The organism is Pelosinus baikalensis, from assembly GCF_020819555.1.
In the GTDB taxonomy this organism is placed as follows: Bacteria; Bacillota; Negativicutes; order DSM-13327; family DSM-13327; genus Pelosinus; species Pelosinus baikalensis.
This window is the reverse complement of sequence record NZ_JAJHJB010000040.1, coordinates 1-26,372: the sequence shown is the minus strand read 5'-3', so window position 1 is coordinate 26,372 and position 26,372 is coordinate 1. Positions and strand designations below refer to the sequence as shown.

The 26,372-nt window shown below is 35.3% G+C and carries 26 protein-coding genes; 18 read left to right on the top strand and 8 right to left on the bottom strand.

Annotated features, from left to right (window positions below; all coding sequences use genetic code 11):
* Window positions 1-246: 246 nt before the first annotated feature.
* From LMF89_RS20675 to LMF89_RS20650, 6 genes are all read left to right on the top strand, one after another.
* Entirely contained in the window at window positions 247-435 is a 189-nt protein-coding gene (locus tag LMF89_RS20675) for a hypothetical protein (protein WP_229536733.1), read from the top strand.
* A 251-nt stretch (window positions 436-686) separates the two neighbouring features.
* Complete coding sequence (locus LMF89_RS20670) at window positions 687-875, top strand: aspartyl-phosphate phosphatase Spo0E family protein (RefSeq protein ID WP_229536732.1); 189 nt, start codon at window positions 687-689, stop codon at window positions 873-875.
* Window positions 876-1,017: 142 nt separating this feature from the next.
* A complete protein-coding gene (locus tag LMF89_RS20665; RefSeq protein WP_007954295.1) occupies window positions 1,018-1,365 on the top strand; it encodes a hypothetical protein in 348 nt (115 codons plus the stop codon).
* 523 nt (window positions 1,366-1,888) lie between these two features.
* Window positions 1,889-2,347 carry an OmpH family outer membrane protein gene (locus LMF89_RS20660; protein WP_229536731.1) on the top strand — a complete coding sequence of 153 codons (459 nt, stop codon included), beginning with the start codon at window positions 1,889-1,891 and terminating at the stop codon, window positions 2,345-2,347.
* 542 nt (window positions 2,348-2,889) lie between these two features.
* Entirely contained in the window at window positions 2,890-3,219 is a 330-nt protein-coding gene (locus tag LMF89_RS20655) for a hypothetical protein (protein WP_229536730.1), read from the top strand.
* A 141-nt stretch (window positions 3,220-3,360) separates the two neighbouring features.
* Complete coding sequence (locus tag LMF89_RS20650; RefSeq protein WP_369412665.1) at window positions 3,361-3,543, top strand: sigma factor-like helix-turn-helix DNA-binding protein; 183 nt, start codon at window positions 3,361-3,363, stop codon at window positions 3,541-3,543.
* Here LMF89_RS20650 and LMF89_RS20645 read toward each other — a convergent pair.
* Window positions 3,532-4,995, bottom strand: a complete 1,464-nt coding sequence (locus LMF89_RS20645) for a recombinase family protein (RefSeq protein ID WP_229536729.1) — start codon at window positions 4,993-4,995, stop codon at window positions 3,532-3,534. The two genes, LMF89_RS20650 and LMF89_RS20645, sit on opposite strands and share 12 nt — an antisense overlap.
* 252 nt (window positions 4,996-5,247) lie before the next feature.
* Between LMF89_RS20645 and LMF89_RS20640 the strand changes: the two genes are divergently transcribed.
* The 4 genes from LMF89_RS20640 to LMF89_RS20625 all read left to right on the top strand — a co-directional run bounded on the left by LMF89_RS20640 (window position 5,248) and on the right by LMF89_RS20625 (window position 7,076).
* On the top strand, window positions 5,248-5,415 hold the full coding sequence (locus tag LMF89_RS20640; RefSeq protein ID WP_229536728.1) for a hypothetical protein: 168 nt from the start codon (window positions 5,248-5,250) through the stop codon (window positions 5,413-5,415).
* Window positions 5,416-6,016: 601 nt separating this feature from the next.
* The gene (locus LMF89_RS20635; RefSeq protein ID WP_007954289.1) at window positions 6,017-6,157 is read left to right on the top strand and encodes a hypothetical protein; all 141 of its coding nucleotides are present in this window, start codon (window positions 6,017-6,019) and stop codon (window positions 6,155-6,157) included.
* Between the two features lie 335 nt (window positions 6,158-6,492).
* Window positions 6,493-6,639, top strand: a complete 147-nt coding sequence (locus tag LMF89_RS20630; protein ID WP_229536727.1) for a hypothetical protein — start codon at window positions 6,493-6,495, stop codon at window positions 6,637-6,639.
* An 86-nt stretch (window positions 6,640-6,725) separates the two neighbouring features.
* Window positions 6,726-7,076 (top strand): ASCH domain-containing protein, encoded by a 351-nt coding sequence (locus LMF89_RS20625; RefSeq protein ID WP_229536726.1) that lies wholly within the window; start codon window positions 6,726-6,728, stop codon window positions 7,074-7,076.
* Window positions 7,077-7,126: 50 nt separating this feature from the next.
* Here LMF89_RS20625 and LMF89_RS20620 read toward each other — a convergent pair whose 3' ends face one another.
* Entirely contained in the window at window positions 7,127-7,639 is a 513-nt protein-coding gene (locus tag LMF89_RS20620) for a hypothetical protein (RefSeq protein ID WP_229536725.1), read from the bottom strand.
* A 223-nt stretch (window positions 7,640-7,862) separates the two neighbouring features.
* On the opposite strand from LMF89_RS20620, the gene LMF89_RS20615 reads away from it, so the two are divergent.
* Both LMF89_RS20615 and LMF89_RS20610 read left to right on the top strand, forming a co-directional pair.
* Window positions 7,863-9,392, top strand: coding sequence for a hypothetical protein (locus tag LMF89_RS20615; protein ID WP_229536724.1), 1,530 nt, complete (start codon window positions 7,863-7,865; stop codon window positions 9,390-9,392).
* Window positions 9,393-9,454: 62 nt separating this feature from the next.
* On the top strand, window positions 9,455-9,799 hold the full coding sequence (locus LMF89_RS20610; RefSeq protein ID WP_229536723.1) for a DUF2116 family Zn-ribbon domain-containing protein: 345 nt from the start codon (window positions 9,455-9,457) through the stop codon (window positions 9,797-9,799).
* Window positions 9,800-10,090: 291 nt separating this feature from the next.
* Here LMF89_RS20610 and nadE read toward each other — a convergent pair whose 3' ends face one another.
* On the bottom strand, window positions 10,091-11,995 hold the full coding sequence (nadE, locus tag LMF89_RS20605) for an NAD(+) synthase (protein ID WP_229536722.1): 1,905 nt from the start codon (window positions 11,993-11,995) through the stop codon (window positions 10,091-10,093).
* Between the two features lie 467 nt (window positions 11,996-12,462).
* Between nadE and ybaK the strand changes: the two genes are divergently transcribed.
* From ybaK to pckA, 4 genes are all read left to right on the top strand, one after another.
* A complete protein-coding gene (gene ybaK / locus LMF89_RS20600) occupies window positions 12,463-12,942 on the top strand; it encodes a Cys-tRNA(Pro) deacylase (protein ID WP_229536721.1) in 480 nt (159 codons plus the stop codon).
* Between the two features lie 35 nt (window positions 12,943-12,977).
* Entirely contained in the window at window positions 12,978-13,646 is a 669-nt protein-coding gene (locus LMF89_RS20595; RefSeq protein ID WP_229536720.1) for a B3/B4 domain-containing protein, read from the top strand.
* Between the two features lie 56 nt (window positions 13,647-13,702).
* Window positions 13,703-15,208, top strand: a complete 1,506-nt coding sequence (gene thrC, locus LMF89_RS20590) for a threonine synthase (RefSeq protein WP_229536719.1) — start codon at window positions 13,703-13,705, stop codon at window positions 15,206-15,208.
* A 496-nt stretch (window positions 15,209-15,704) separates the two neighbouring features.
* Window positions 15,705-17,264: a phosphoenolpyruvate carboxykinase (ATP) gene (gene pckA, locus LMF89_RS20585; protein WP_007954265.1), complete on the top strand. Its 1,560-nt coding sequence runs from the start codon at window positions 15,705-15,707 to the stop codon at window positions 17,262-17,264.
* 36 nt (window positions 17,265-17,300) lie between these two features.
* On the opposite strand, the gene ligD (LMF89_RS20580) is transcribed toward pckA, so the two are convergent.
* The 5 genes from ligD (LMF89_RS20580) to LMF89_RS20560 all read right to left on the bottom strand — a co-directional run bounded on the left by ligD (LMF89_RS20580) (window position 17,301) and on the right by LMF89_RS20560 (window position 22,920).
* Window positions 17,301-18,230: a non-homologous end-joining DNA ligase gene (gene ligD, locus LMF89_RS20580; RefSeq protein ID WP_229536718.1), complete on the bottom strand. Its 930-nt coding sequence runs from the start codon at window positions 18,228-18,230 to the stop codon at window positions 17,301-17,303.
* Window positions 18,223-19,041, bottom strand: coding sequence for a non-homologous end joining protein Ku (gene ku / locus LMF89_RS20575; RefSeq protein WP_229536717.1), 819 nt, complete (start codon window positions 19,039-19,041; stop codon window positions 18,223-18,225). Before ku ends, ligD (LMF89_RS20580) begins: the two co-directional genes overlap by 8 nt.
* 23 nt (window positions 19,042-19,064) lie before the next feature.
* Window positions 19,065-20,066, bottom strand: coding sequence for a non-homologous end-joining DNA ligase (ligD, locus tag LMF89_RS20570; protein WP_229536716.1), 1,002 nt, complete (start codon window positions 20,064-20,066; stop codon window positions 19,065-19,067).
* Between the two features lie 103 nt (window positions 20,067-20,169).
* On the bottom strand, window positions 20,170-22,050 hold the full coding sequence (pepF, locus tag LMF89_RS20565) for an oligoendopeptidase F (RefSeq protein ID WP_229536715.1): 1,881 nt from the start codon (window positions 22,048-22,050) through the stop codon (window positions 20,170-20,172).
* A gap of 90 nt (window positions 22,051-22,140) precedes the next feature.
* Complete coding sequence (locus LMF89_RS20560; protein WP_007954257.1) at window positions 22,141-22,920, bottom strand: N-acetylmuramoyl-L-alanine amidase family protein; 780 nt, start codon at window positions 22,918-22,920, stop codon at window positions 22,141-22,143.
* Between the two features lie 151 nt (window positions 22,921-23,071).
* On the opposite strand from LMF89_RS20560, the gene LMF89_RS20555 reads away from it, so the two are divergent.
* Window positions 23,072-24,844 carry a B12-binding domain-containing radical SAM protein gene (locus LMF89_RS20555; protein WP_229536714.1) on the top strand — a complete coding sequence of 591 codons (1,773 nt, stop codon included), beginning with the start codon at window positions 23,072-23,074 and terminating at the stop codon, window positions 24,842-24,844.
* Window positions 24,834-25,775, top strand: a complete 942-nt coding sequence (gene mnmL, locus LMF89_RS20550) for a tRNA modification radical SAM protein MnmL/YtqA (RefSeq protein ID WP_229536713.1) — start codon at window positions 24,834-24,836, stop codon at window positions 25,773-25,775. Before LMF89_RS20555 ends, mnmL begins: the two co-directional genes overlap by 11 nt.
* The last annotated feature ends 597 nt before the right edge of the window (window positions 25,776-26,372 follow it).

Sequence of the window (26,372 nt, the reverse complement as noted above, 5' to 3'; positions counted from 1 at the left end):
AGGGGTTCTATCGGTTAAACAGAGCGAGTATCATTGCAAGATCCTACAATTAGTTTTTGGAGTTTGACAAAGACACAGCCTAGCCATTTATTGGAATCGTGCTGTGTCTTTTTGTTCGCTATTTATAATTTGTTTACTCAAAAAATGCATTTATGTAACCAAAAATTGAAAAATGTGATGATAATGACCGTTTATAGGGTCGTCCTTAGGTATCATCCTCATATATATAATCGAGGTGATGATTCTATGGAAGAAAAATATGATGCTACATATTGTCTGGAAAATACGATCGTTCATGTTGTTGCTCCTCCTTCTATGACGACAGCAGAAAAGGAAAGGGTGCTTCGTGAGCTTTATCGTCATGCATGGGATATTTGGAACTCGTTGCCAGTGGAGGAACGGCTGCGAATTAATGCTGAGTATGATAGAAAGTAACCAGCGAGAGCTAATTAAAAAAAATGGCAACATTAAGCATCATAGATGGGTATGATAATCCACATTATTTTGATAACTTCTTTAGCTGAAGAATCTTATAATACACCATATGTCCAGTTAGTACATAGACATATTCTATAATCATTGCTATGGACGTCCAAGCAAACACCAATAAGAAACATCGTAAAGCATGAATCTTCCGAATAAAAAAAATCTTTATCGTCAACACTATTATAAAGGATGGTGTTTATATGCCTGAAATAGAAGAAATTTTAAACAAGGTTGAAGAATTAAGGGAAAAATTAAATGAATTGGCTCAAAATAAAAATGAAAAACTTACAGATCCTAAGATCATTGCTGTCAGTAGGGAGCTAGACGTTTTGCTTAATACATATCATAAACTAATGACAAATAAAATGATAAAGTTTAGAAGCAAATAAATTGATTTTACTGAATTTTTTATTTATTAAAGGAAAAAAAACATATTTGCAGAAGTTCTATAAAATAGAATAAAAACCTAAACAATGAAGTCATAAAGATGACTTTTACATAAAGTAAAGAATATTAGGGGGAGAAGAAGACATGGAACATGTAGTTAGCATTGCAAATACCTTAACGTCAATATTTAGTGGATGGCAGAGTAAAAAAGAAGATCATCTCATGGCGTATCTAAATACATATTTATTTTTTCCACAATGTGAAAAATTTATCATTAACAGTATTAATGAGTTACAAAGTGGGAATACAAAAGGATTGGAGCGAATTTATAAGGAGCTAATGCAACAAGGTGATGTCACCTTAGCTCAAAGTGTAGATTCTTTGGTAAGTGGGAAATTTACTGTATCGAAAGAATCATGTATGTTGTTAGAGTCATATGTTAAGAGTGAAACTTTTTATAAAGAGGTAGAGAAAACATTAGTGAATCATTGATGCTAACAGTGATACGAAAGTCGCCTAGATAAAGGTATATAACCTACATAATCGTATCCCTTGCAATAGGAAAAGGCTCCTATCAAATTTTATGAAGATAGGAGCTTTTTGATTGATGAGTTTAAAATCGTTACCCTGAATTTAGTCGATTGTATTCAGAAAATAATTTAATATTTTCACTTATTGTCACCAAATTGTAACAAAAATATTGTATAATTATTTAAGAATAAAATGAGAGGAGTAATTGAATAAAATTCTTGTAAAACTAATTAGTGTTATAGTTGGTATAACATGAGAACAGAAAATATTCTGTAAGGTGAATGACACTTCATTTCGGCGCTCAATATTGCTAAGGCTATTAACCAAATTACTGAAGTTGGCGAGAGACGCTTTGACAAAAACATACATATGGGATATGCACTGATCTATGTAAGTCAGATGATTAATCATTCAGTTACTTATTGAACAAATCATCATAAATTATTTAAAAAAGTCATTCTAATGACGGAAAAGAGGACCAGCGATGAAAATCATCAGCAAACAATTGAAAAATATCTTCCTAGGAGCTTTCTTACTCTTGAGCATAGTAACAATTGCTCAACCGAGTACAACGTATGCCGCCTCAAAGAGCAATGTTTCTCAAGTTGGAGTAGTGAATTATCAACTGCTAGTCCAACAGCATCCTGATGCAGCTAAATCCCAAGAAACAATGAATGCTGCAGTTGTGCAAGCAAAAAGCGATTTAGATTCCAAATCAGTCAATATGAACGACCAAGAGAAACAAGCGTATTATCAACAGCTTCAGCAAGGTCTTGCAATTAAAGAGAAAGAGCTGTTGGGAGCCCTGCAAAATAAAGTAGATGCCGCCATTGCAGCAATTGCTAAAGCTAAAGGTTTAGCAACTATAGTGGATAAAGGCAGTGTTGTTTATGGTGGGCAGGATATAACTGATGATGTAATGAAAAAGATTACAGGTAAATAATGGTGGCTTTTGCGGTTTCACTAATGCCTGATCATAGCTTGCTTAGCGAGTGATGTAAATAGCATGAAAAACAAAGAGCCTATTGCGGTAGAAAAAACGCGATAGGCTCTTTGTTTTTTACAAAAAGGATACTCATTATAAATGATGAGTCTAAGTCTACATCATAAACTAGTATTAAAATGGATTTTTAAAACCCTACTCCTGATGTACAGGGGCACGTTGTAATCAATGTTCAAACGTTGGTGGTCCTGACTCTAGAAGTAATACAAATGTAGATAATCTGTAACAATATTGTTACATTTGTATTGTATAATAAAATTATATAAATGACTAAATTCAGCCCTTAATTTCAGACACAGACTTATAATAGGTATGAATCAGTTATCGCACTTCATCAAGCTTAGAGCATGAGTCTATGATTCATGCATACATCTATCTCATATTTTAATGAGATTAAAGTTGCGAAGGCAGCTGATAGAGTAAATGCTTGAGAAAAAATTAGGTCGTTTATAGATTATACTAATAAATAGGAGTGATTTCTTATGAATAATGTAGTTAAAAAAATGGTTATTTTCTCAATGATAGGCATAATTCAGATTGGCTCTAGCGCATCACTATTAGAAGCTTCACCATTACATAATGAACTAACCCCGCAGCAACAAGGAGGAGATCGGCATGATCGACATGACCAAGATCAAGATCGTCGTGAACGAGAACGTATTGAAAATGAACGGCATGAACGTGAAATGAAAAGGCGCCCAAATGAAAATGATCGAGAATGGCATGAACGTCAGCGCCACGAAAATGAACGGCATGAAGAAAATCTGAGACGGATTGCTCATGATATTTTAGAGCTAATTCTTGATAAATAAGAATATTTTCTGATTAAAAGTAATGAAAATTTTATAAACAGATAATATGATAAAGGAAATGAAATTACATTAATTGATGTTTTAGGAACAGCACCTGATGTAGTAGCTGAGGCGGTAGAAACGCAATGTGAACATGAACGATTGAATAAACAAATTAATCGCTTGAGCAGCAGAGAAAAATGGGTATTGGAAATGCGGTTTGGTATGCCTAATGGTAATCGAAAAACTCAGAGAGACATCGCAAGGATGCTGGGAATTTCTCGATCCTATGTCTCGCGAATTGAGAAACATAGGATACTAATGACAAAAAAATTAATGACCTAGGTACCAATCAAGATGATTCTTAGTTTTTGTTACATAAACAGTATAGTGAAGTTTTAATAAAATATCACGTTTCGTTTGAAATGTAGTATTAGCCATGATCTGGTCAGCGGTTATATTTGATGTTTCTACGAAAAAATCTGTTTTTTTACCCGAGATAGTCGCTAGAGCGGTTGCTGTTGCGACTATCTCTTTTTGTACCTCTTGTAACTCTTTTTCTGCAATGGTGCTATCGATAACATTGTCTCGAAACCAACGCATAATAGCAGAGCGTTTTTGGGATAACTCGTCATAATAGGAAGTCATACGTTCTATTTGTTTGGTAGTGGTGTCTATTTTTTTTACATTAGGTATATATAATGCGATATCGTGATCATCTTTTATAAAAGAGCATAAAGCTTTCCAAACAGATTCTTCAATTAAAGAAGCTGGAATATGCATTGTAGTGCACTTATCTGTTTTTAGATACCAATTCTCCATATTTTTATTGCACACATAATATTTATACTCAATCCCTTTTTGCACACGACAAACGCCTGTCATAGAGCGGTTGCAGCACCCGCACTTTATAATACCACGCAGTAAATAGTCGCGTTTGGTATTACGTGTAGCAAGGAATTTATTCTTAGTAAGTACTTTCTGAGCTGCCTCCCATAGCTCCTTTGTTACAATTGCAGGAACTTGTATGGGGATCCACTCTTCTTTGGGACGAGGGATTATTTTTGTTTTGTATTGACTCATTTTCTTTCCATAATGCTTAAAAGACCATTTTGTCCCTGCGTACATTTCATTTATGAGAATTCGATGGATATTTGAAAGGGTAAAAGGCTTATACTTCCGATTTACGATTCCCATACTTTTAAATTCCAGCATAATATCTCGCAGACTGTATTGTTTGTTACCACAGAGATTATACATTAATTTGATGATATTTGCTTCTGCTTCATTAATGATATACATACTATTTTCTTTATCATAATCATAGCCAAAAGCTTTGTCATTAAATACAAGCTTACCAGAAAGAGCTTTTGTTCTTTTTCCTCTCATAGTACGTTCGCGAATCTTTGCTTTTTCAAATGCAGATATGGCACCGCGAATAGAAAAGAAGAGACGTCCTTCAGGAGAGGCATCATAATCATGAGTAATAAAAATCAACTTGGTATCGGCCTTTTCCATCTCATCGGCTAAGAGTAATTGATTGGTAAGATTACGGCTTAATCGATCAGGATCGTAGATTACAATATATTCAATGCGTTTATTTCGTATATCTTCTCGTAAGCGATCTAGAGCGGGACGCTCTAAATACTCGCCGCTATAACCATCATCAATATACTCTTCTATCTGAAGTGCATTCATCGATAGTAAACGGCTGCGGCAAGAAGATACTTGATCTGTTAGTGAATAGCCTTCTACTTGCTCAAGTGTTGAGACTCTGGCATAAATTGCGTTCATCATAACACTCCTATAATTTAAATTTGGGATATGACTTACTAATCCTATTTATATGTACACGATTTTTTTTCTTTTATGAATCTTTATCGTAAGGGAAGAGTGGTTTTAAATAAAGCAGCTACTGAAGGAGAATATTTCAGTAGCTGCTTTATTTTGCTGGTTTACGTTGTTGATGGGGTCTCTTTTGGATTTCTCAAGTAGCTATAGTAATGTTGGAAAAGCCGTAAAGCATAGATTGTGTGGGAGGTGTGGGAAATGAATGAAGAGAAAAAAGGAAAGTATATAGTCCGGTGGCATGGTGTTAAAGATGAAAATGATAGGATGTATTCTCCAGATCAATTGCCAAAAGACATGGTAGATTTAATTATAGATATAATTTTAGAAGAAACGGCGATCACTAGAAGCAATTGCGATATTAATTAATTTTTCAAAGAAGAAATGGGTCGATATAAGTTCTAAGAGCTTTTTCTTTCATGAATAAACAGTGCAAGATGAACTGCTAATGCACCGCAAAGTATAAAGGGAGTTATAAAAGCGATTGATGTTAAAGCCTCATCTAGAACGACAAAATCCATTAATTATTTACCTCCAAAAAATCAAGATAAGACAGTATATGCTTAAGTCTCGAAAAAGTTTCATATTCAAAAAAAGAAAAAACCACGTTTTTTTGACGTGGTTGCAAAAGATAGGATTTGATCGTTTAGGAATTTAACAATTGGAAGAAAAATCATCCGATGAGAAGCAGAATAATAAGATGATTATAATGATAATGACAACCCAATTACCACCACGTCCGTTGCCGTTCCCGCCAAAACCGAACCCCATAAGTATTTCTCCTTCTAGTAATTTATTCTTATGACGTAATGTATTGTATGCTGCTTAAACACAGGAGGTACTAATGCTGTTATAGAACATTCTTATAATAAGAAAGGGTAGATGTTTTTGCTTGGAATGGGTATATTTCACTTAGAATTGGCGCAATTGAGCTGCTATTCTCATAGGATAATACAAAGGAGATGATTAGATGAAGAAGACAACGAAACCACCCCATAAAACACAGGATGTCTCTTCTAAACAAGGCGAAAAAGGGAAAACAAAGGCCTCATGGCCAAGTTCCAAAGTAAATACAACATCTTCAGCAAAGCCTAGACAACCTGAAAAATAAGTAATAGGGCGACACCTTGGAGGTGCCGTCTTCTTTGTGATCCATTTGGATATATCTTTATCATTTGAGTCTCGTGTATTGAGAAGAAAGCCATCGGTAAATTAGGCAAAAGTCTATCAGCAGAGGATAGCTAATACATTGAAAAGTAAGAATTAAAAAAATTCACTCTTAGAGCCTTATTTAGAAAATCAAGGCTCTAAGAGTGAATTGGTTATTAAAAAGTTTACAAAGAAAAATGGGCATGTATTTCTTTTAGCTTGTTCGTTATGTTAAAAATGCAGGAAAATAACATCTTTTGCTGAAACCTTAACTAAAATAGTAGGAGGCGAGAGATTATGCCTAAACAAGAAACTCTTAAGACCTGTACAAAATGCCATCTGGGTAAAATGCATAAGATTAGTCTTAATGAAAGTTTTACTGATGATTGGAAATGTGATGAGTGTGGTTACACGGAAAGTAAAAGTCCTTTGATATTATTATAAAAAATCAAACCGATAAGAAATAAATATATATTTAAGAAATATGATACAAGCACTTATGAATATTGAATCGCTAAAGGAGAAGAGATATGTTCGCACTAAATTTTTTATCGCCTCATAATGAAAAATTATTGATGAATCGCAAAAAAAACGTTACGATTCGACTAGGGGATATTAGAGACACTTATCCGGAAAATTCTGTAGTTTGGCTTACTGTAGGAAAAAAGAATAGTGCCAAAAGAAGAATATATACAGCAATTATTGATAAAGCAATCACCAAGAAATTTTCGGAACTTACTACACAGGATCTAAGCCAGCAAAATCCTGATATAAAAACGGTAGAAGAACTAATCAACTTTTTTGAAATTATCTATGAAAAAACAATACATATTGAAGATACAGTAACAGTAATTTATTTTTCTGAAATTATTAAAGAATAATAAGAAAAGAAATCCTATTCACTTTACATTAGCGAATAGGATTTCTTTTCTTAAGAATGGATCGTTTGAAAGATTTGAGTAATTTGCTCGCCGATCATAGATGAAAAGGTATCAAGGACTGATAAAGCTTCTGTGCCATCAGGTTTAGTTAAGGATTTATCAACAATACATGAGTTAGTTGCTGATGAAAAGGCCTTAAGATCCAAAGAAACATCTAGAGGATGAATGGTAAAAAGCATAACATAATTAACATGAGCTGCACTTGCGTATGTAGATAATAAATCAGGGGTAGCTGATGCCGTATTGGTAATGCCAGAACGGGTAAGATCACGTAATACAGCATTTCCTGATTGTACTTCACTACCCAGAAATAAAGCATTAATTTTAAAACGAATCACTTCATTCAGTGCTTTGGTGAGAAAATCAGTTCCGGGGACATAGTAGCCTGAGGTGTCAACATATAGAGCAACAGCAATCATTGCATTATCATCAGGAGATGCTAAGCATAATGATACATTCAGTAGAAATATAATTAAAAAGAATAGGATTGATTTTTTTAACATGATAACACCTCAATTTACTCAAAATCGCCAATTCACGAGGAATATTATAACATATTCCCGTATTCTTAGATATATTTATAGACGATAAAAATGTAATTCTAATAATTGAAGAAATATCATCATGCTTTTTACTGGTTGAGCATCAGGAAAAATGTTATAATAACCTGTAATGCTGCAATAACTGTTTGTGGAAGCTATGCTTTAAAGGAGAATTTTATACTTAATGAAAAAAAACGTGTATGATCAGGTACAAATTTTTTATGATGAAGCCATTGTGTGGGAACCTATTATTCAGCAAGAATGGGTAGAAGGATTCTTACGCCAAAAGGCTTGGCAAGGAATTAGCGATGATAAGCTTAAAGATACATGGCACCAAATACAATTTTTCATTCTTTATTTAACTCATTTTAACAATGAGAACTTAGATGAAATCAGTTTGGAAGAATATAGTTTTATTGTTAAATGGTTAAGTGAAAATATAAGTGGTTTCAAAATAACATTAAAATCAGTTCGTCATTTTTTCAGTATTCTTATTGAATTTTATACGTATTTATATACAAAAAAAATGATCATAAATCTAGATGAAATCAAAAAAGCAGCACACGAAATCAGCGGGGGCAAAAAAATAAATATTCTTAAGTCTCAATCTATTATAGAAGGATTAAAGAATATGGAAGATGTTAATGAGCATTTTGATGATAAAGTCCTTTTTGGTATCGTTATTGGTGAAGCCGTCGAGAGCCTAATGCTTAAACTGGGGAAATATTTTCAACAACAAGAGTTTACGGAAGATTTTGAACGTGCTTTATATTTATACACAGGCCCTTTTGATAATGCAGCAGAAGAAGTTGAAGAGGATTTTTGGTTAGGATTTTGGGATTATTTTTTATTTGATTATCATTTATTAGAAAATGATTTGAAGCCCTTAGAATATTTTAATACCACCTGCGGTGAACGTCTTACTCCAGATGAATATAAAATTTTACAAAGCTTATTAGGATCTAGCTTTACAGTTTTTTATATAAACAGAATTATAAGTCAGGATTTGGTGGAATGTATTAATTTGTTTACCAACGAGACATTCCAATTACCAACACCTGATTTTAATTATAAAATATTGAAAAATTTATTGTTTTTTGGACATATTTTTTCTCAAGGTTTAGTAATGATTAATTATGTAACAAGCTTGGAAGTCAGTATAAATCTTAGAAAACGCATTAAAGATGAAGTAATGCGGCAAAAAGAAATATTTATGATACAAGAGCCAAAAGCTACTTTAGCAGATTTTTTTAAGCGGCATGCGCTTGTTGTTCGACATACAATCAATATTCTAGTTACCCTTGCTAAAGTCAACGTGACACCCTTGAGTCAATTAGAACGTAGTTATCCGATCATTAAGGAAAAGCGCATGGCAAAGGAGTCGGTAACGAGTTTATTGCATAATTTAGTAGTCGAATATGGACTTTCTCGCTTTGATGAACGGTTGCTTGAAAAAATGTGGTATGATTTTTGTCAATTGAGCGTTGTTAATGTGCGTAAACCTGAAAATTGGGCAATTGGGTTACTTTTAGCTTACGCCCAAATTAATGGCGTTATTAACATTGCTCTGGACCAAGTTGTAGAAAAGAAGGGCATTTCACTAGCCAGTATCTATAAAACAAGGACGCAATTATTTGAGGTATTGCAGTTGGAAAATTTTGATCCACGCTATTTAAGTGAGGATGGATTTGTAATTTGTTTATTTGCAGAATAATATAGGTAGCGAATTCAATACCAATAGCAGAGGTGGAATCTTTGCTATGCTAGGAGGTAATCATGAAATGTAGCGTTTGTGGAGTTGCAATACAGCCAGATGAGCAGCTATGTTCTAAATGCAGCGAGTTAGAAAGTAAAGTTCAAATACTGACTCCAGAGGAAAAACAGGATTTTGCGGGTCTTACTATTGAGCAAGATCAAGAAAAGCAATCTGCAGGATATAATGATTATCGTGAGAACCAGCGAATTTATGTAAAACATGTAAATTTCAATATGAGGCAGACGGGTATGCTTACGAAAATAATCTTTGGTATCATTATTGTGGGATTATTAATTGTTGCGCTACCTATTGCACTCTTTATTATCAGTATAGTAATGTTCACCTTATATTTTATGCGTAAATAAAGAAGACTTGATTCAGATGGAGTTTTAACTCCACCTGAATCTTAGTCGCACTTATCCTTAGGACTTAGCCGCTCTTAACTCCCACTGGTATAAGTGAGCCTTGGATTCGAGAATCCTTAGAGCGGTTTAGTCATTGGATAAAATGTTTCTATGAACGATATGACATATAGCGCAAAAAAGCTAGAGATTCTAATAAGTTGCAACTTATTAGAATCTCTAGCTTTTTTGTATGTGTTCAAGCGACTTTAAGACTCGGATACGATTCATACTAGAGCTGAACTCAGTACTGCTTTATTTGTGCAATAATCTTTCTTTTATTTGCTGATAGTTCATAGTAAAATATACTCCATTTTGAGCTTCGCGATGATCGAAACCATAAGCTCTTCGACTTATGGCCAAGACGGGAGGTGCTTGGATTCTTTTGGCAACAGCCATACCAGTATAGAGTTTCCACCACTTTTCTAAATCGTTAATAAACTCTTGAGAAGTGGGAAACAAAGTAGCTACGAGACCTGATTGACAACCAATTTTTTCTTCCAGCACACCTTGCTCGTACCAAAGGAGTATATCTTCAGGAGTTCTGCGATTCCAATGTTCCATAAAAGCTCTGAATAGATAATCATGATAAGGATAAATAATGGGATCTCCTTTACCTTCATCAACAGATTGATCAAAAGAAAGCTCGGCACTGGGAACAAGATTGATGATTTCTTGAGGAATTACTTCCTTCTTGTAGACTTCATTGTTTAAAAAGCGGGCTAATTCATAGATTTGATATTTCCAGAGGTCCGATAAAGCAGCAAAAAATCCCCCCAGATCTCCATAGAGAGTGGAGTAACCAACTGTCATTTCACTTTTATTAGCATTGCAGGTAAAGCCAGCTCCAAAAGCAGCAGCAACACCTGCCAACACACGAGAAGAGCGGTCACGAGCCTGAATATTTTCGAGGACAAAAGGGCTTATTACTAAACTTTGTTTTTCTCCTCCCTTCAGATCAACAATAGGACTATTGCTAAGTTGCTGTATCGTGTCATCAACAACTTTTTGTATTGGTATGATCGTGTAGAGGCAACCTAGATTTTGTGCTAATTCTGCAGATAAATCCTGTGTTGTTTTTGAATTAAATATGCTAGGCATATTTACTAGTAAGACATTTTCTGGTCCGAGGATTTTCGTGTAAAGAGCTGCACTGACAGCTGAATCAATACCCCCAGAGGAACCAATGACTACTTTTTTTAATCCAATTGAATTTAAAAAAGACTTTGTACCATACGCAATGCTTTGATAAATAGTACGAATGCTCCGATCATCATTTGGGATGGCAGAGGATGAGCATGTTACATTGTCTGCTGTAAGGTGTAAGTCAATACATGTTAAGGCAGAAGAAAAACTGGGGCAATATTCAATAATATCACCTTTATGATTATAGACCGTACTGCATCCATCAAAGGTATAAATCGTTTTTCCGTTATTTTGTATGCCTATATTATTGACATACACCAAAGGGGCATTTACGCTTTTCGCTTGAGCGGAGAAAATTCGGTTACGTTTGTTGTTTTTACCAATGGTGTAAGGCGAACTTGAGATATTGACAAATAAATCAACAGGACCATTTTGCTGAAGGACAGTGATTGGCTTTACGGCATAATCATCACTCCAACCATCTTCACAGAGTAAACATCCAAGATTGAGTTTTTTATTGTCGATATCGATAGTTACAGGTTGTAAAAGCTGACTCACATTTAACTCTAATTCAATTGCCAGCTTACGTAAACTGTAAAAATGACGTGAATCATCAAATTCCCGATAATTAGGTTGTAGTGTTTTAATGCGAAAGGGATAGGGGAAATTATCATTACCTAGAAGTCTGCCTTGATATGCGATAAAACATGCATTATATTTGCGAATTCGACCATCATCATTTACTCTCGTCCAATCCACGGCAATATTGCCAAAAATAATAAAAATATCGCTAGAGGCTGCAATAATTTGTTGACCATAGGTTTCGCAATCCTTTAAGAAGGTAAGTTGCTCCCATGTATCGCCCAAGAAATAACCTGGGATGGACATTTCAGGGAATATAATCATTTGGGAGTGCTGCTGACGAGCTTGATGAATTTGAGTGAGCATCGTTCTAGTATTGATATCTGGTCTGCCAGGAATAATTTCGATTTGTGCTAATGCTATTTTAAGCAAAGTTAGATCACCTCTTCTTTTTAAGTTGCCTATAGTTAAGTGATTCACGATACAGAATACAGTTTTTAAAAATCTCATTTTGTAAGGTATAGTAATTCTATATTAGACAGTGATATCCTGCCCAAATATAGGAAAAGGGAGAAGCTTAAGATGATTTTTAAAGAAATATTTAAAAGTAAAGGCAGAATACTATATAAATAAGCAGGATTTTTGTACAACTATTTATAATTTATAATAGTAAATAAGCATAGGTTTTAGAAGAATATAGTTGTAAGTGAAAATGCTAAGTCTTATGCTTCAATTCAAGGCTTGTCATGGATCTGTTTTTCTTTTAAATACATTTTCTATCGTTATTGACAAGTAGAATTAAGAATACTATACTGTGTAAAATGTGAAATTTTTAATACCTAAAAAATATAGTAAATATATAATATACTTTACTGTATTGAGTGAATGAGGGAGATCTTTTGAAGAAAACGAATGCTGCTCGTATTTTAGATGGATTAAAGATTAGTTATGAATTACGTGAATACAAAGTAGATGAGAGTGATCTAGGAGCGGAAAATGTTGCAAAAAAAATAGAAGTTCCGTTAAGGCAGGTTTTTAAAACATTAGTCGTTAGTGGTGATAAAACAGGAGTAATCATGGCTTGCATACCGGGTGGTGCTGAGCTTAATTTAAAAGCATTGGCTGCGATTAGTGAAAATAAAAAAGTGGAGATGGCTCCTTTAAAAGATGTGCAAAAATTGACTGGATATATTCGAGGTGGTGTTTCGCCTTTGGGAGGGAAAAAACAGTATCCAATTTATATTGATAATAGTATGATAAAATGGTCGTATATAGCGATTAGTGCCGGAGTTAGAGGGTGTCAAATGTTGGTGTCTCCTAATGATTTAGTATCTGCAACAAAGGGCGAATTATGTGATATCGCTCGTGATATGGAGTAGTAATAATTTGTTTATTTTTCGCATGGAGGCGTATTATGAAGTTTGATATTCATGACAATGTAAAAACTGTTAATCCTAAATGTACTTTAGGCTATTTAGTAATTCGTAATATTGTAGTACATGGCACACCTCCTTCTTTGGCCCAAGAGTTTTTTCATTTACAAGTGGAGGCTGCTAAATTTTATAACATAGAGGAATTAATGGATATTCCTCCCATACTTGGTGTGAGGAGTATATATAAAAAAGTGGAATTTAATCCTTTAAGGCATAATGCTTTTTCAGAAGGTGTAGTCCGTCGTGTGATACAAAGAAAAGGATCTGATTATGTAAATAGTGCTGTGATGATCAATCAATATTGTGCGATCAAGTTTTTGTTGCCATTTGGTTTATATGATTTAGACAAGATTGATGGAGATATACGTTATGAATTGGGGGTAAAGGGAGTTTTGGTAAATCTGGATGGCAATCCTGTTGCTGGAGATGAAATACCATTTTTAGTCGACGCCAAAGGAGCATTTGGCAATTTTAGTTCCGATGCTTTTCGTACGAAGGTAACATTGGCAACGCGTAATATTTTGGTCGTAGTATACGCAGATGAAGAAGTAGAGACGGATGAACTTAACAATATACTTGACTTTACAAAGAATATGATTCTTTGCAATGATGGTGGAACTGTGGAGAAACAAGGGATTATTAAAGTATAAAAGATGATATGAGTAAATAAAAAAAGGCTTTGCTTTAGAGGAAAGGGAGTTTGTTTATGTATTGTAGTACTCGTGGAAGTAATGATATATTATCTGCGGCTGAGGCCATAAAAAGAGGAATTGCTGCTGATGGTGGATTATTTGTGCCTACTGTTCTGCCGAAAATTGATGACAAGTGGCTAGCTAAACTGGTAAATCTCGACTATAAGGAGCGAGCATTTGAAGTTTTAGGCCTATTTTTAACTGATTATAGTGAGGAAGAACTAAAAAACTGTATTGTTGCTGCTTATACTACTGAGAAGTTTGATGATGCCGCTATTGCGCCTGTTGCAGCGATTGATCATAATACTTTTGTACTTGAATTGTGGCATGGGCCAACGAGTGCTTTCAAAGATATGGCATTACAAATCTTACCTCATTTAATGTCCAAAGCTTTGAGTAAAACCCAGGAAGAAGCTGAAATCGTAATATTAACGGCAACATCGGGTGATACCGGAAAGGCAGCTTTAGAAGGATTTGCTAATGTTGATCAAATTAAAATAATTGTTTTTTATCCGGAGGAAGGGGTTAGTCCTATTCAACGTTTGCAGATGGTTACTCAACAGGGGGGGAATGTTTCTGTTGTGGCTGTCAGAGGAAACTTTGATGATACCCAGACTGGTGTAAAAAATATTTTTAATGATCCCTCCTTTAATGAGAATTTAGCTGCAAAAGGCTTTCAGCTATCATCAGCTAATTCAATTAATTGGGGGCGATTAGCACCACAAATTGTATATTACTTTAGTGCGTATGCTGATTTGTTGGCTAAAGGTCACTTGCAATTAGGGGAAGCCGTGAATTTTGTCGTACCTACTGGGAATTTCGGTAATCTATTAGCAGGTTATTATGCAAAAACAATGGGGCTGCCCATTAGAAAACTAATTTGTGCATCCAATAGCAATAATGTATTAACCGAATTCCTTGATCAAGGAATTTATAATAAATTGCGTACTTTTCATAAAACTCTGTCTCCTTCTATGGATATCTTGATTTCTAGTAACTTAGAGCGTTTGCTGTATCACATTACAAATGCTGACACCGTACAAATCAAGAATTGGATGGAAGAACTTAATCGTAATGGACAATATTGTGTAGACGAAAGGTATTTAGAGAGTATTAAGGATATTTTCTGGGCGGATTGGGTGGATGATGTAAAAACGTTAGAAAAGATTACAGAGGTTTTCAAAAAATATCAGTATGTTGCTGATCCCCACACAGCAGTAGCTTGGCAAGTAGGAGAGCGATATCGCCAACAAACAGGAGATATGACGCTGCAAGTTATTGTATCCACTGCCAGTCCGTTTAAGTTTAATGAGAGTGTGTTAGATGCAATTAGGGATTCGAAGAATAGTGATATAAATGATGAATTTTCTATGCTATATGAATTGTCTCAGGTAAGTTGCTGGTCTATACCTCCAGCATTAGCAGCCTTGGAAAAAGCTCCTGTTTGCCATAATATAGTATGCGATAAAGAAGAAATGTCTCTTGTAATAAACGATATATTAGAAAAGAATAAAGGCTAAAGAGTATCTATCTACAAAAGAGTATCTATCTACAATGGAAGCGCTTTTTTAAATTCATGCTAGTACATTACGTCATTTAAAACAGTGGATAAGTTTGCAAGGATTTTTTCGATCAGCGAGGGGAGGATCCGACCAAGGTGACGATAACGAAGGCAGGGCGGAAAAAGACTGTAAAATTATCATTGCTTTTAGGTGACGCAATGTACTAGAGTAAGGAGCGACTAAATTCCGGATAGATGGGACTTATATAAGATGAAGTAAAACTTCCTTTGATGTTAAGTTGATCTTAGTATAAAGAGTAGCAGTCATGTTATTTGGGCGAAGTCCTGGTACAACGCAAAATAAAATAACATAGCTGCTATTCTTTATTAAATTGTTGATTTCTTATGAATTATTTTTATCACAGAGAATAACAATAGAAAGTTATCCATATATTGTTATGGATAAAATAGTTTTTTATTATGTGAAAATAATTACATATGAGGGGGAGTATATCATGAAAAGCAGTAACATATTGCAAAGTGCAGCTCAAGTCCAGTGGAATTTAACACCAACAGAGTTAGTTGAATTTTCCTTAAGGCGAAAAGAAGGAATATTAACTGAGAAGGGTGCTTTACGGGTATCAACAGGTAAGTATACAGGGAGATCTCCTAATGACAAATTTATTGTAGATTCACCATCCGTACATGATGATATAGACTGGAAAAATAATCGTGCATTTACCGTAGAGCAGTTTGAAAAATTATATAATCGTATGCTAGCTTATATGGCAAATCGTGAACTGTTTGTGTTTGATGGATTTGCCGGAGCTGATGATAACTATCATACCAGTGTAAGATTTATTAATGAGTTTGCTTGGCAAAATCTATTTATTCATCAATTATTAGTACGCCAAGATCAAATCAATCCAGATTTTAACCATGAGTTTCTCATTTGTTGTATGCCTGGATTTAAAGCTGTTCCAGATATTGACGCAACTAACTCCGAAGCATTTATAGTGATTAATTTTGAACAAAAAATGATTATAATTGGTGGGACCCATTATGCGGGGGAAATGAAAAAATCGATTTTTTCTGTTATGAATTACTTACTGCCTCGTCAGGGAATTTTGTCAATGCATTGTTCGGCTAATATGGGGAATGGTGGGAAAACCGCATTGTTCTTTGGCTTAAGTGGTACAGGTAAGACGACGTTATCTGCAGATCCCAATCGACAGCTCATTGGTGATGATGAGCATGGATGGAGTGATAGTGGCATATTTAATATTGAGGGCGGGTGTTATGCAAAGTGTATTGGTTTGCGCCATGAAACAGAGCCGCAAATTTGGGATGCTATAAAATTTGGCGCTGTGCTGGAAAACGCTATCATGGATGATAAAAGCAGAATCGTGGATTTTGACGATCAAGCCATTACGGAAAATACTCGGGTTGCATATCCTGTAAATTTTATTCCTAATGCCCGTATTCCAGGTTTAGGCGGTCATCCGAAAACCGTTGTATTCCTAACAGCCGATGCCTTTGGTGTTTTGCCGCCGATTTCTAAATTGAATAAAGAACAGGCTATGTATCACTTTTTATCAGGTTATACTAGTAAATTAGCTGGTACAGAATTGGGGATTACAAAGCCGGAAGCTACTTTTTCAGCCTGCTTTGGTGCACCTTTTTTACCATTATCCCCCTTGACATATGCGAATCTTTTAGGAGAAAAGTTGGAAAAGCATAATACAAATGTGTTTCTTATTAATACAGGCTGGTCAGGTGGACCCTATGGAATAGGCAGTCGCATGAAATTATCATATACTAGGGCTATGGTTACGGCGGCGATTGAGGGACAACTGGATGAGATTGGGTATGAACTTGACCCTATTTTTAATGTACATATCCCTACGGCATGTCCAGGAGTACCAACCGAACTTCTTAAACCCATTTATACTTGGCAGGATAAAGAAGCTTACCTTTCCAAGGCAAAGGAATTGGCTCAACTATTTAATAAGAATATTTTGAAATTCGGCAGTTCTATACCATCAGAGGTGATTAGCGCTGGACCGACTGTTTGAAGCTAAATTTGTAAGAAAATGGTCTGAAATATTATTTCAGACCATTTTCTTGATCTTGAGGTTCGGTAGTGTCTGCTGAAGCTCAAGAACAGGTGCAAACAAGTCCCCCATTGTCTGAACTCTTTCTAATACTTGATCGGTAGTGAAAGAGAGTAGATCAGGAGCTTGTTGTAGATACGCTGCTTCTACTTCTTCCCAAGTCACTGGAGTAGATACGGTAGGGTACTTTTTTGCTCGTAGAGAGTAGACACAAACCGTCGTTTTATGATCGTCATTTTGGCTCCAGTCTATAAAAATTTTTCCTTTGCGTAAATCTTTTTTCATTTTAGATACGACAAGGGAAGGATTCTGTTGTTCTAATATTTTTGCGAGTGTATGGGCAAATTCTTTAGTTTGGGTATAGGTTATCGTCCGTGTATTAAGAGGTATATAGACTTGGATGCCTTTTGAACCAGATGTTTTAGGAAAGCTTTTAAGGTTGCTCTCTAATAAAATTCTATGTAGTGTAAGAGCTACCTCAGCGCAATGTACAATTGTTGCTGGGTGACCAGGATCGAGGTCAAAGACTAACATGGTAGGTCGGAGTATATCTTCAGAGCGTGATAAGGAAGTATGAAGTTCAATGGCAGCTAAATTGACAGCCCAGATCAGTGATGGCAGATCTTGGGCGAGACAAAAATTGATGCTGCGTTTCTTGCTTTCACTCCACACCGGTACGGTTGATAACCAATTAGGGCGGAAGGATGGGCATTCTTTTTGATAAAAAAACTTTGCTGTTGCACCATTAGGGTAACGCTTAAGAGTAAGTGGGCGACCTATAAGGTGAGGAAGTAAAACAGGTGCAATACGGATATAGTAGTCAATTACTTGTGCCTTTGTAAAATTACTGGCAGTATAAAAAACTTTGTCTAAGTTGGAAAGTGCTAGATTCAGTTTGTTAATTTCCATGACAGTATGATTAGGCATGTGCTTTTTTCCTCCTGCTTTTGGTAGGCGTTTTCTTCTTTAAAGCCGATAAGCTTGCTTCTAGTGCTGCCATCAAATCAACGACTTTTCCGCCTTGCTCGATAATCGGTTGCTGGGTAATCACTTGACCTTCTGCTTTACTTTCTATCATGGATAATAGCTTCTCTCTATATTCATTATGATATTTTTCAGGGGTAAAACTACTTGAAAGAGATTCAATTAGCTGTAATGCAATGCTAAGTTCTCGTTCATTTGGCTGATGCTCTTCAGTTGGCAGATCTTCTAATTTTTCTTGAGAAATGATTTCATCGGAAAAGAACATGGTTGACAAAGTGATAACATTGTTAGTTGGACGAATGGCAGCAATATATTGCTTATTACGTAGGACAAAGCTGGCGATTGCTGTTTTTTGTGATTTTTTCATTGCAATCAGGAGGAGGGAGTAGGCTTTTTCCATCCCTTTTTCGGGAGTAAGATAATAAGAATGTTCAAAGTAAATAGGATCAATTTGCTCTAAGTCTACGAAGTCGGCAATTTCAATCCGACGAGAACTTTTTGGATATACGTTCTCTATTTCTTCTGGAGATATGATGACATATTGTTCTGGTGCAACTTCAAAACCTTTGACAATCTCTTCTTTTGGCACTTCATTACCGTCATTGCTGCAAACACGCTTGAGTTTGATACGACAGCCGTCACTTTTACGTAGTTGGTGAAATTGTAGTGTTTTCTTTTTAACAGCATTGAATAATTTGATTGGTATATTGACTAATCCAAAGCTGATCGTGCCACTCCACATCGGCCTGGCCATATTATACACTTCCTTTTTACGAATTAAATCGTTATAGAGTTCGTGTTCTTTGTTTCTTGTACTACATCATGGGCAGCTTTGTCATTTCGTAGACCTTTAAATGACGGATGACGAAGGGTGTTATTCGGTGTCCATTCTGTGAATTCAAATTCGCCGACTAAACGAGGCTCTACGAACACGGTTGTATTAGGAAATTCATTTGTGGTAAAAGGGCTAGTATTGCGATGCAGAGGAATAAGCAGGGTATAAAGTTTATGAAGCATATTTTTTGTAAAGCCTGTACCCACTTTTCCGGCATAAAGAAAGTGTTGTGGTTTATTTTCTTTTTTAGCTTCCTGGAGAGTCCTATCATAATAGCCTAATAGCAGGGAACCGATTCCTCCAGAACGTTGACCTTGACCAGGCAGCCAGCCACCAATTACTAATTCCTGACGGTACTGATTTTTTATTTTAAGCCAATCTTCACTGCGTGCTCCAGGAATATAGGTGCTGTTTAAGCGTTTGGCAATAATACCTTCTAGGTTTAAGGCAGAGGTTGCGGCTAGTATTTCTTTACCGCTGCCTTGTTGATAAGCTGGAGTCTGCCAATTGGCATCTGAAAGCTGTAAGCTTTCTAAAAGGGATCGGCGTTTTATATAGGAAAGCTCTAATAGGGATTGGTTAAAGTAGAGAATATCGAAGATAATATAGGTTACAGGTGTTTCTAGCATTTTCCTATGGATAGCGGTAAGGGAACTAAGACCCATGCGTTGTTGTAAGATAGGAAAGGAAGGTAGACCTTTCTTATCAAATGTAATAATTTCTCCATCAAGTATAATTTTTTGCCGAATTAATTTCTTTTTCAATTGTTGAAGTTCTGGATATTGATGTGTAATATCATTTAAATTGCGGCTTCTTATGGTTAATTGTTCTGCGTTATAGTAAAGCATTGCACGGATTCCATCCCACTTGATCTCAAAACTGTATTGGGCATCATCAAGTGGCAATTTAGCAGGTTTAGCTAACATAGGTTTAATTAATTGCATAAAATATCACCTCTATTATAATAGTATTTTTATATCATTGGTTAACTATACTCTTAATAAAAAAAAGACTGGTTATCCAGTCTTTTTTTTATAACGCTTCTATTTATGTTAATAGCTTTTCCATTTGATCCAGCATGGTCGAGAAATTATTTAATGTTATTTCAATTGGTTTTGGTGAAGACATATCAACGCCAGCCTGCTTTAAAATATTGAGGGAGTAATCAGAACCACCGCTTTTTAGAAAATTAATATATTTTTCTTGAGCTGGCTGCCCTTCCTTAAGTAATTTATCCGCTAAGGTTGTGGCGGCAGAATAGCCTGTAACATATTGATACACATAAAATTCTGAGTAAAAATGTGGAATTCTTGCCCACTCTATGCCTAATTCTTTGTCAACAACGATATCAGAACCATAGTAGGCTACATTAAGATCATGCCATAACGTATCGAAACTATCTGCTGTGAGAGTTTCGCCTTCTTCGGATATTTCATAAATCATTTTTTCAAATTCAGCAAACATAGTTTGACGGTAAACAGTAGCTCGTACTTGCTCTAAATACTGATTGATGAGATAGAGTTTTATGTTCTTATCTGTTGTGGTATTAAGCATATGATGTAATAGGAGTATTTCATTGGTAGTGGAAGCAACTTCGGCACAAAAAATCGTATAAGATGAAGTGGCATAAGGCTGATTTTCCTGACTGTAATAACTATGAATGGCATGCCCCATTTCATGGGCCAATGTGGAGACATCATCATAGCGATTATTATAATTGAGTAATACAAAAGGGTGGGTTCCATAATTTCCCCAGGAATAGGCACCTGTCTGTTTTCCCTTATTTTCGTAAACATCGATCCATCCAGAAGTTAAGCCTGTATCTAGAATTTGGGCATATTCTGAACCTAGAGGCTTAAGAGCCGTACAAACCAGTTTCAGCCCTTCCTCATAAGGAAAAGGGAAATTTACCTCTTTAACTAGGGGAGTATATAAATCATACATATGAATGTCAGTTAACTGCAGAAACTTCTTCTTAAGAGCGACATAACGATGCAAGGGGGCAAGATTCATGTGGACAGTAGCTATTAAATTATCATACACCTCCGTTGGTACATTGTCACCCTTTAAAGCAGAATCCAATGTGGAGGCATAATTACGGGTTTTTGCATAAAAAACATTTTGTTTCACATTTCCACTTAATGTAGAAGCAAAGGTATTGCGGTAGCGGTTGTAAGTAGTAAACAAATTAGTAAAAGCTTGTTGACGAACATTTCGGTCACTGGAACGGATAAATAGACTATAACGTCCCTCGCTTAATTGTACCATTTGGCCTTGCTCATCAATTGTTTGTGGAAATTCCATATCTGCATGTGCTAACATGTTAAAGGTATTTTCAGATGCTTGTGTAATATCTGAAACCCTGGATAAGATGGCTTCTTCCTTAGGAGATAACACATGTTCTTTTTGTCTGGCAAGGTTATCAAAGTAAAAACTATATTCTTTTAATCCCTCTTCCTGCTGACGAAACGTGGTTAATGTTTCATCAGGTAAAGCCAATATTTCAGGTTCAATAAATGCAGTAGCTGCACCTGCTTCTGCCAGTAATGATTCTAGTTTTCCTGTCATCCCTTGATATTTGGTGTCCGATGTATTTTCATCTTTATGCATACGGGCAAAGGCATATAATCTGCCGCTGATTATACCAAGCTCATCCCGTTCTTTAAGGCACGCTAATAAATCTTGAGATGAGTTTTTTAATGTACCAGCATATTGAGTGATTTCTTTTAAACTGCTCTTTAAGGTATTAAAATCTTGCTGCCAAAGCTCATCGTTTGCATAAATATCTTCTAGATGCCATTTATATTGATCGGGTATTTCACTGCGAGGCGGCACATGGGAGGTTTCGCCAGTAGCGGCGCCACCGCTAGTATTGCTGTACTTAATTCTAGTAAGAGATAGTGGAAGGACTCGAAGCATTTTAAACATGTATACACTCCTTTGAATAATATAGATATAGTTGTATATATTAGCAAGATAGTTTAAGATTCCTGTATAGCATATGGAAAAATATCTTTCTTATACTTTATAAAAGTTTACGATGCCCTGAAAAATACTTTCAGCTATTTTCGTTCTACCATCAATACTCGATAGTAGAACTTCTTCCTCTGGGTTTGAAATAAAGGCTGCTTGGATTAAAATAGCGGTCATTTTTGTATAGCGAATAACATAAAAACTTGCAAATCGAGATGAATGGTCTTTAGTTCCTAGCTCTGTTACTAAGTTTTTCTGTACAAGAGCAGCTAATTTGATGGATTGGGGATCACCATAATGAAAAGTAGTGGTCCCTACAGCTGTGTTGCCGGTAAAGGAATCATTGTGTATACTGATGAAGATATCAGCATTTGAATCTTTGGCAATTTCTACTCGGGCAGCAAGTTCTTCTCCATCGGAAGCATCAGGCAAAGACACATTGCGATCACTGTCACGAGTCAATACTACTGTTGCGCCATTATTTTCTAGCATATCCCGCAAAAGTAATGTGATTGCTAATGTGTTATCCTTTTCCATTGTTCCGGATGGACCAATAGCGCCAGGATCGTTTCCGCCATGCCCAGCATCAAGACAGATGATTTTACCCAATAAACGTTGACTTTCGGGTTCATCGATCACTGGTGCAGGACGATCTAAAGATCCAGGGGCTACATAATTAGGGGAGTAAATATACACTAATTCATTGGCTGTGTCATAAGTGATCCGCCAATGAAGTGTTTGTGACATCGCTTTTAGTGTCATTAATAAGTCTCTACTAACTCGGACATTAACAGGTACTTTTTGTCCATCTATGACTATCCGCATTATGGCACCTTCCTTTAAAGGTTACTTTTATTTTATAGTATTCAAAACACATGCAGGTGGTGAATATTAAGGAAAGAAGAGCGTATAAAGGGGAATAACCCATAAGTAGGAAACTTAATATTTGAATATATATATATGGAGTGATTATATAGTGAAAGTAGTTTTATCAACGTTGAATGCGAAGTATATTCATTCATCATTAGCTTTGAAATATCTAAAAATGGCTTGTAACATAGTGGATTCTGAGATTGTGGTAAAAGAATATACAATTAATAATGAATTACTTGTTATCTTGAGTGATATCTATAGTGAAAAACCTGATATTATTGGGTTATCCTGTTACATATGGAACATTGATATGACTTTGAAATTGGTTGGTCTGCTTAAGAAAGTATTACCTAAAGTGGTCATTATATTGGGAGGACCAGAAGTATCCTATGACCCTTTGGATGTGATGAAAACTAATATTGGGATCGATTATGTGGTGCAAGGAGAAGGAGAAGAAACTCTTCAAATATTATTGACGGCCCTAGCCTCTAATACAACGATTCATACTATTGAAGGTTTGTCATTTCGCCAAAAGGAAGAAATTATTGTGGGCAAGCCGCAAGTTATTGGAAATGTAAATACAATACCCTTTCCTTATTATGATAGTGATATGGAGCATCTTAAAGATAAAATCATTTATTATGAAAGTGCCCGAGGATGTCCGTTTTCTTGCCAGTATTGTCTATCAAGTGCTACCTCAGGTGTACGTTTTTTAAATTTAGATCGTGTATACAAAGAATTAGAATTTTTTATTAGACATAATGTAAGGCAAGTCAAATTTGTTGATCGGACTTTTAATGCTAAGAAAGAACACTATTTACCTATATTACGTTTTTTAGCAACGCAAGATTGTCGTACTAATTTTCATTTTGAAATTGCTGTTGATCTTCTAGATGATGAGGTATTGACATTTTTAAAAGACGTACCTGCAGGAAGATTTCAATTTGAAATTGGTATTCAATCTACTTATGAACCTACACTTAATAAAATTTCCAGGCATAATAATTGGTCTAAAATCGTTGAACACGTAACGCGTATTATTTCAAATCAAAATATTCATGTACATTTAGATTTAATTGTAGGACTACCTTATGAAAATTATACACAGTTCGGGCAGTCGTTTAATGACGTCTATCAACTACGACCACATATGCTGCAAATCGGTTTTTTAAAAATGTTAAAAGGGGCTGGGCTTCGTAATATTGCCAATGAATGCGGCTACGTATTTTTGGATGAAGCACCTTATGAAGTATTAAGTAATGATAGTTTACCTTATGGGGAAGTAAGAAAACTTAAAATAGTAGAAGAAGTTTTTAATCAGGTGTATAATACAGGACGCTTCAAGTATACGTTAGATTTTTTAATTCGATTGCACGGCGGTAATGCTTTTCATTTTTACCATGATTTATCCACCTATTGGGAGGAGGAACAGCTGCATTTAGTCGCTCATAGTAGTAAGTCAATCTTTAAATACTTATTAGATTTTTGTTCGATTCACCATGAAAAAGAGAGAAGCATATGCCAGGAATTTTTAAAGTTTGATGCTCTTATGAGTGAGAAAGGCACAATACAACCAGAGTTTTTGTCTTGGAATCAAGATCAATGGATGGAAGAAAAGAATGAGTTTTGGCGCAATGCAAATGTGGTGCGTAACTACATACCTGATTATATCTTCACTACTTGGCGGGATCTTAAAAAGAAATATCGTATTGAAGTTTTTTCAATTGACCTACTGGAATACATAAAACAGCCAGGTAAGATTAGTTACAGGAAAAAGCCCATACTCTTTTCGTATGGACAGGATAGTACTCAATATCAATATATTGCATGTGATGACTTTAAGAAAATTGAAGGGCGGGATTATCATGCGCTATAACGCTTATTCAGATTTTCTCCGCCAACGTTATGGTGAAAAGGTATATAAATTGCCTGTCAGTTTACCTGTTACTTGCCCTAATCGTGATGGCAGTTGTGGACAGGGAGGATGTGTATTTTGTGGCGAAATTGGTGCTGGATATGAAAACTTACCTGCTTCTATGACTGTAGCAATGCAAATTGCAGCAAATCGTGTTCACATTGCAGCAAAATATAAGGCGAAGAAATTTATTCCTTACTTTCAGAATTTTAGCAACACCTACTTGCCGGTGCAACAACTTGAACAGTATGTTCATGAAGCTTGTCAGGAAGATGTAGTGAGTATTGCGCTGGCAACTCGGCCAGATTGTGTGAATGATCAATATCTAGAAATGTTGTCAAACATTAGCCGAGTAAAAAATGTTGACATCAGTATTGAATTAGGGCTTCAAACTGTAAACTATCATTCATTAAGAAAAGTAAATAGAGGACATACATTAGCAGAATTTCTGGATGCAACGCTACGGATTAAAAAGCATAATATTGAAGTTTGTGCTCATATCATATTGAATTTACCTTGGGATGATGAACTAGATGTAATTGAAAGTGCCAAAGTATTGTCAGCTATGGGAGTCAATCAGGTAAAGCTTCATGCATTGTATATTGTAAAAGATACAACAATGGCTGACTGGTATCAAAAAGGTGAAATAAATCTAATTTCAAAAGATGAATATGTAGAAAGAGTAGTAACCTTTTTAGAATATTTACATTCCGATATCGCAGTACAGCGCTTAATCGGTCGAGCTCCAGAGAAAAACACTTTATTTACGAATTGGCAGACAGGTTGGTGGAAAATTCGTGATGACATTGAGAAGACATTGGTAGATCGCGATACTTGGCAAGGGAAGCGCTGTGACTATCTCAATGGTAGTGCTGTACAAAAATTTCTTTAAACTTATCTATCCAATTTTTTCTTTACAAGAAAAGCTTTCGTTGGTACAATAAGCCTTGTGACTTTAAAAATAGAGGTGTAAGTTAAGTACATGGAAAAATTAGAGCTGTTATCTCGTATTGGAAAATTGTCTTCGGTGTTACATAGTGATGATTTAGCTAAATATAATTTAACTAATGAAAGCATAGTTGAAATGAAGCGAGTATTAGATGAATTGAGTGAGACCTACATTACTACATATTGTTAATCTTGTGAAAATGTATAGCAATTAGCGAGAGGTATTGTCGTTAGAATTGAATTGTAATCTTTAAGTCTAACGGATCATAACCTCTGCTAATATTTTTCTACATAAAAAATATTCATTCTAGTCGATTTACATATACGTAATTAAGATGTATGCCTTCATTTAGAAGCCTAGTAATAACACGACTATTTAAACTTATAAAATATTAAAAAAAAAGTTGACAATATGAAAGTGGTTATGTTACTATATAGAAGTTGCTTACGAGCGATGAAGAACTTCCTAAAATAAAAGTCTTAGTGTATCTCATGTGTTCCTTGAAAACTAAACAATGTAAGTAAGGTTAAAATAAGCCAG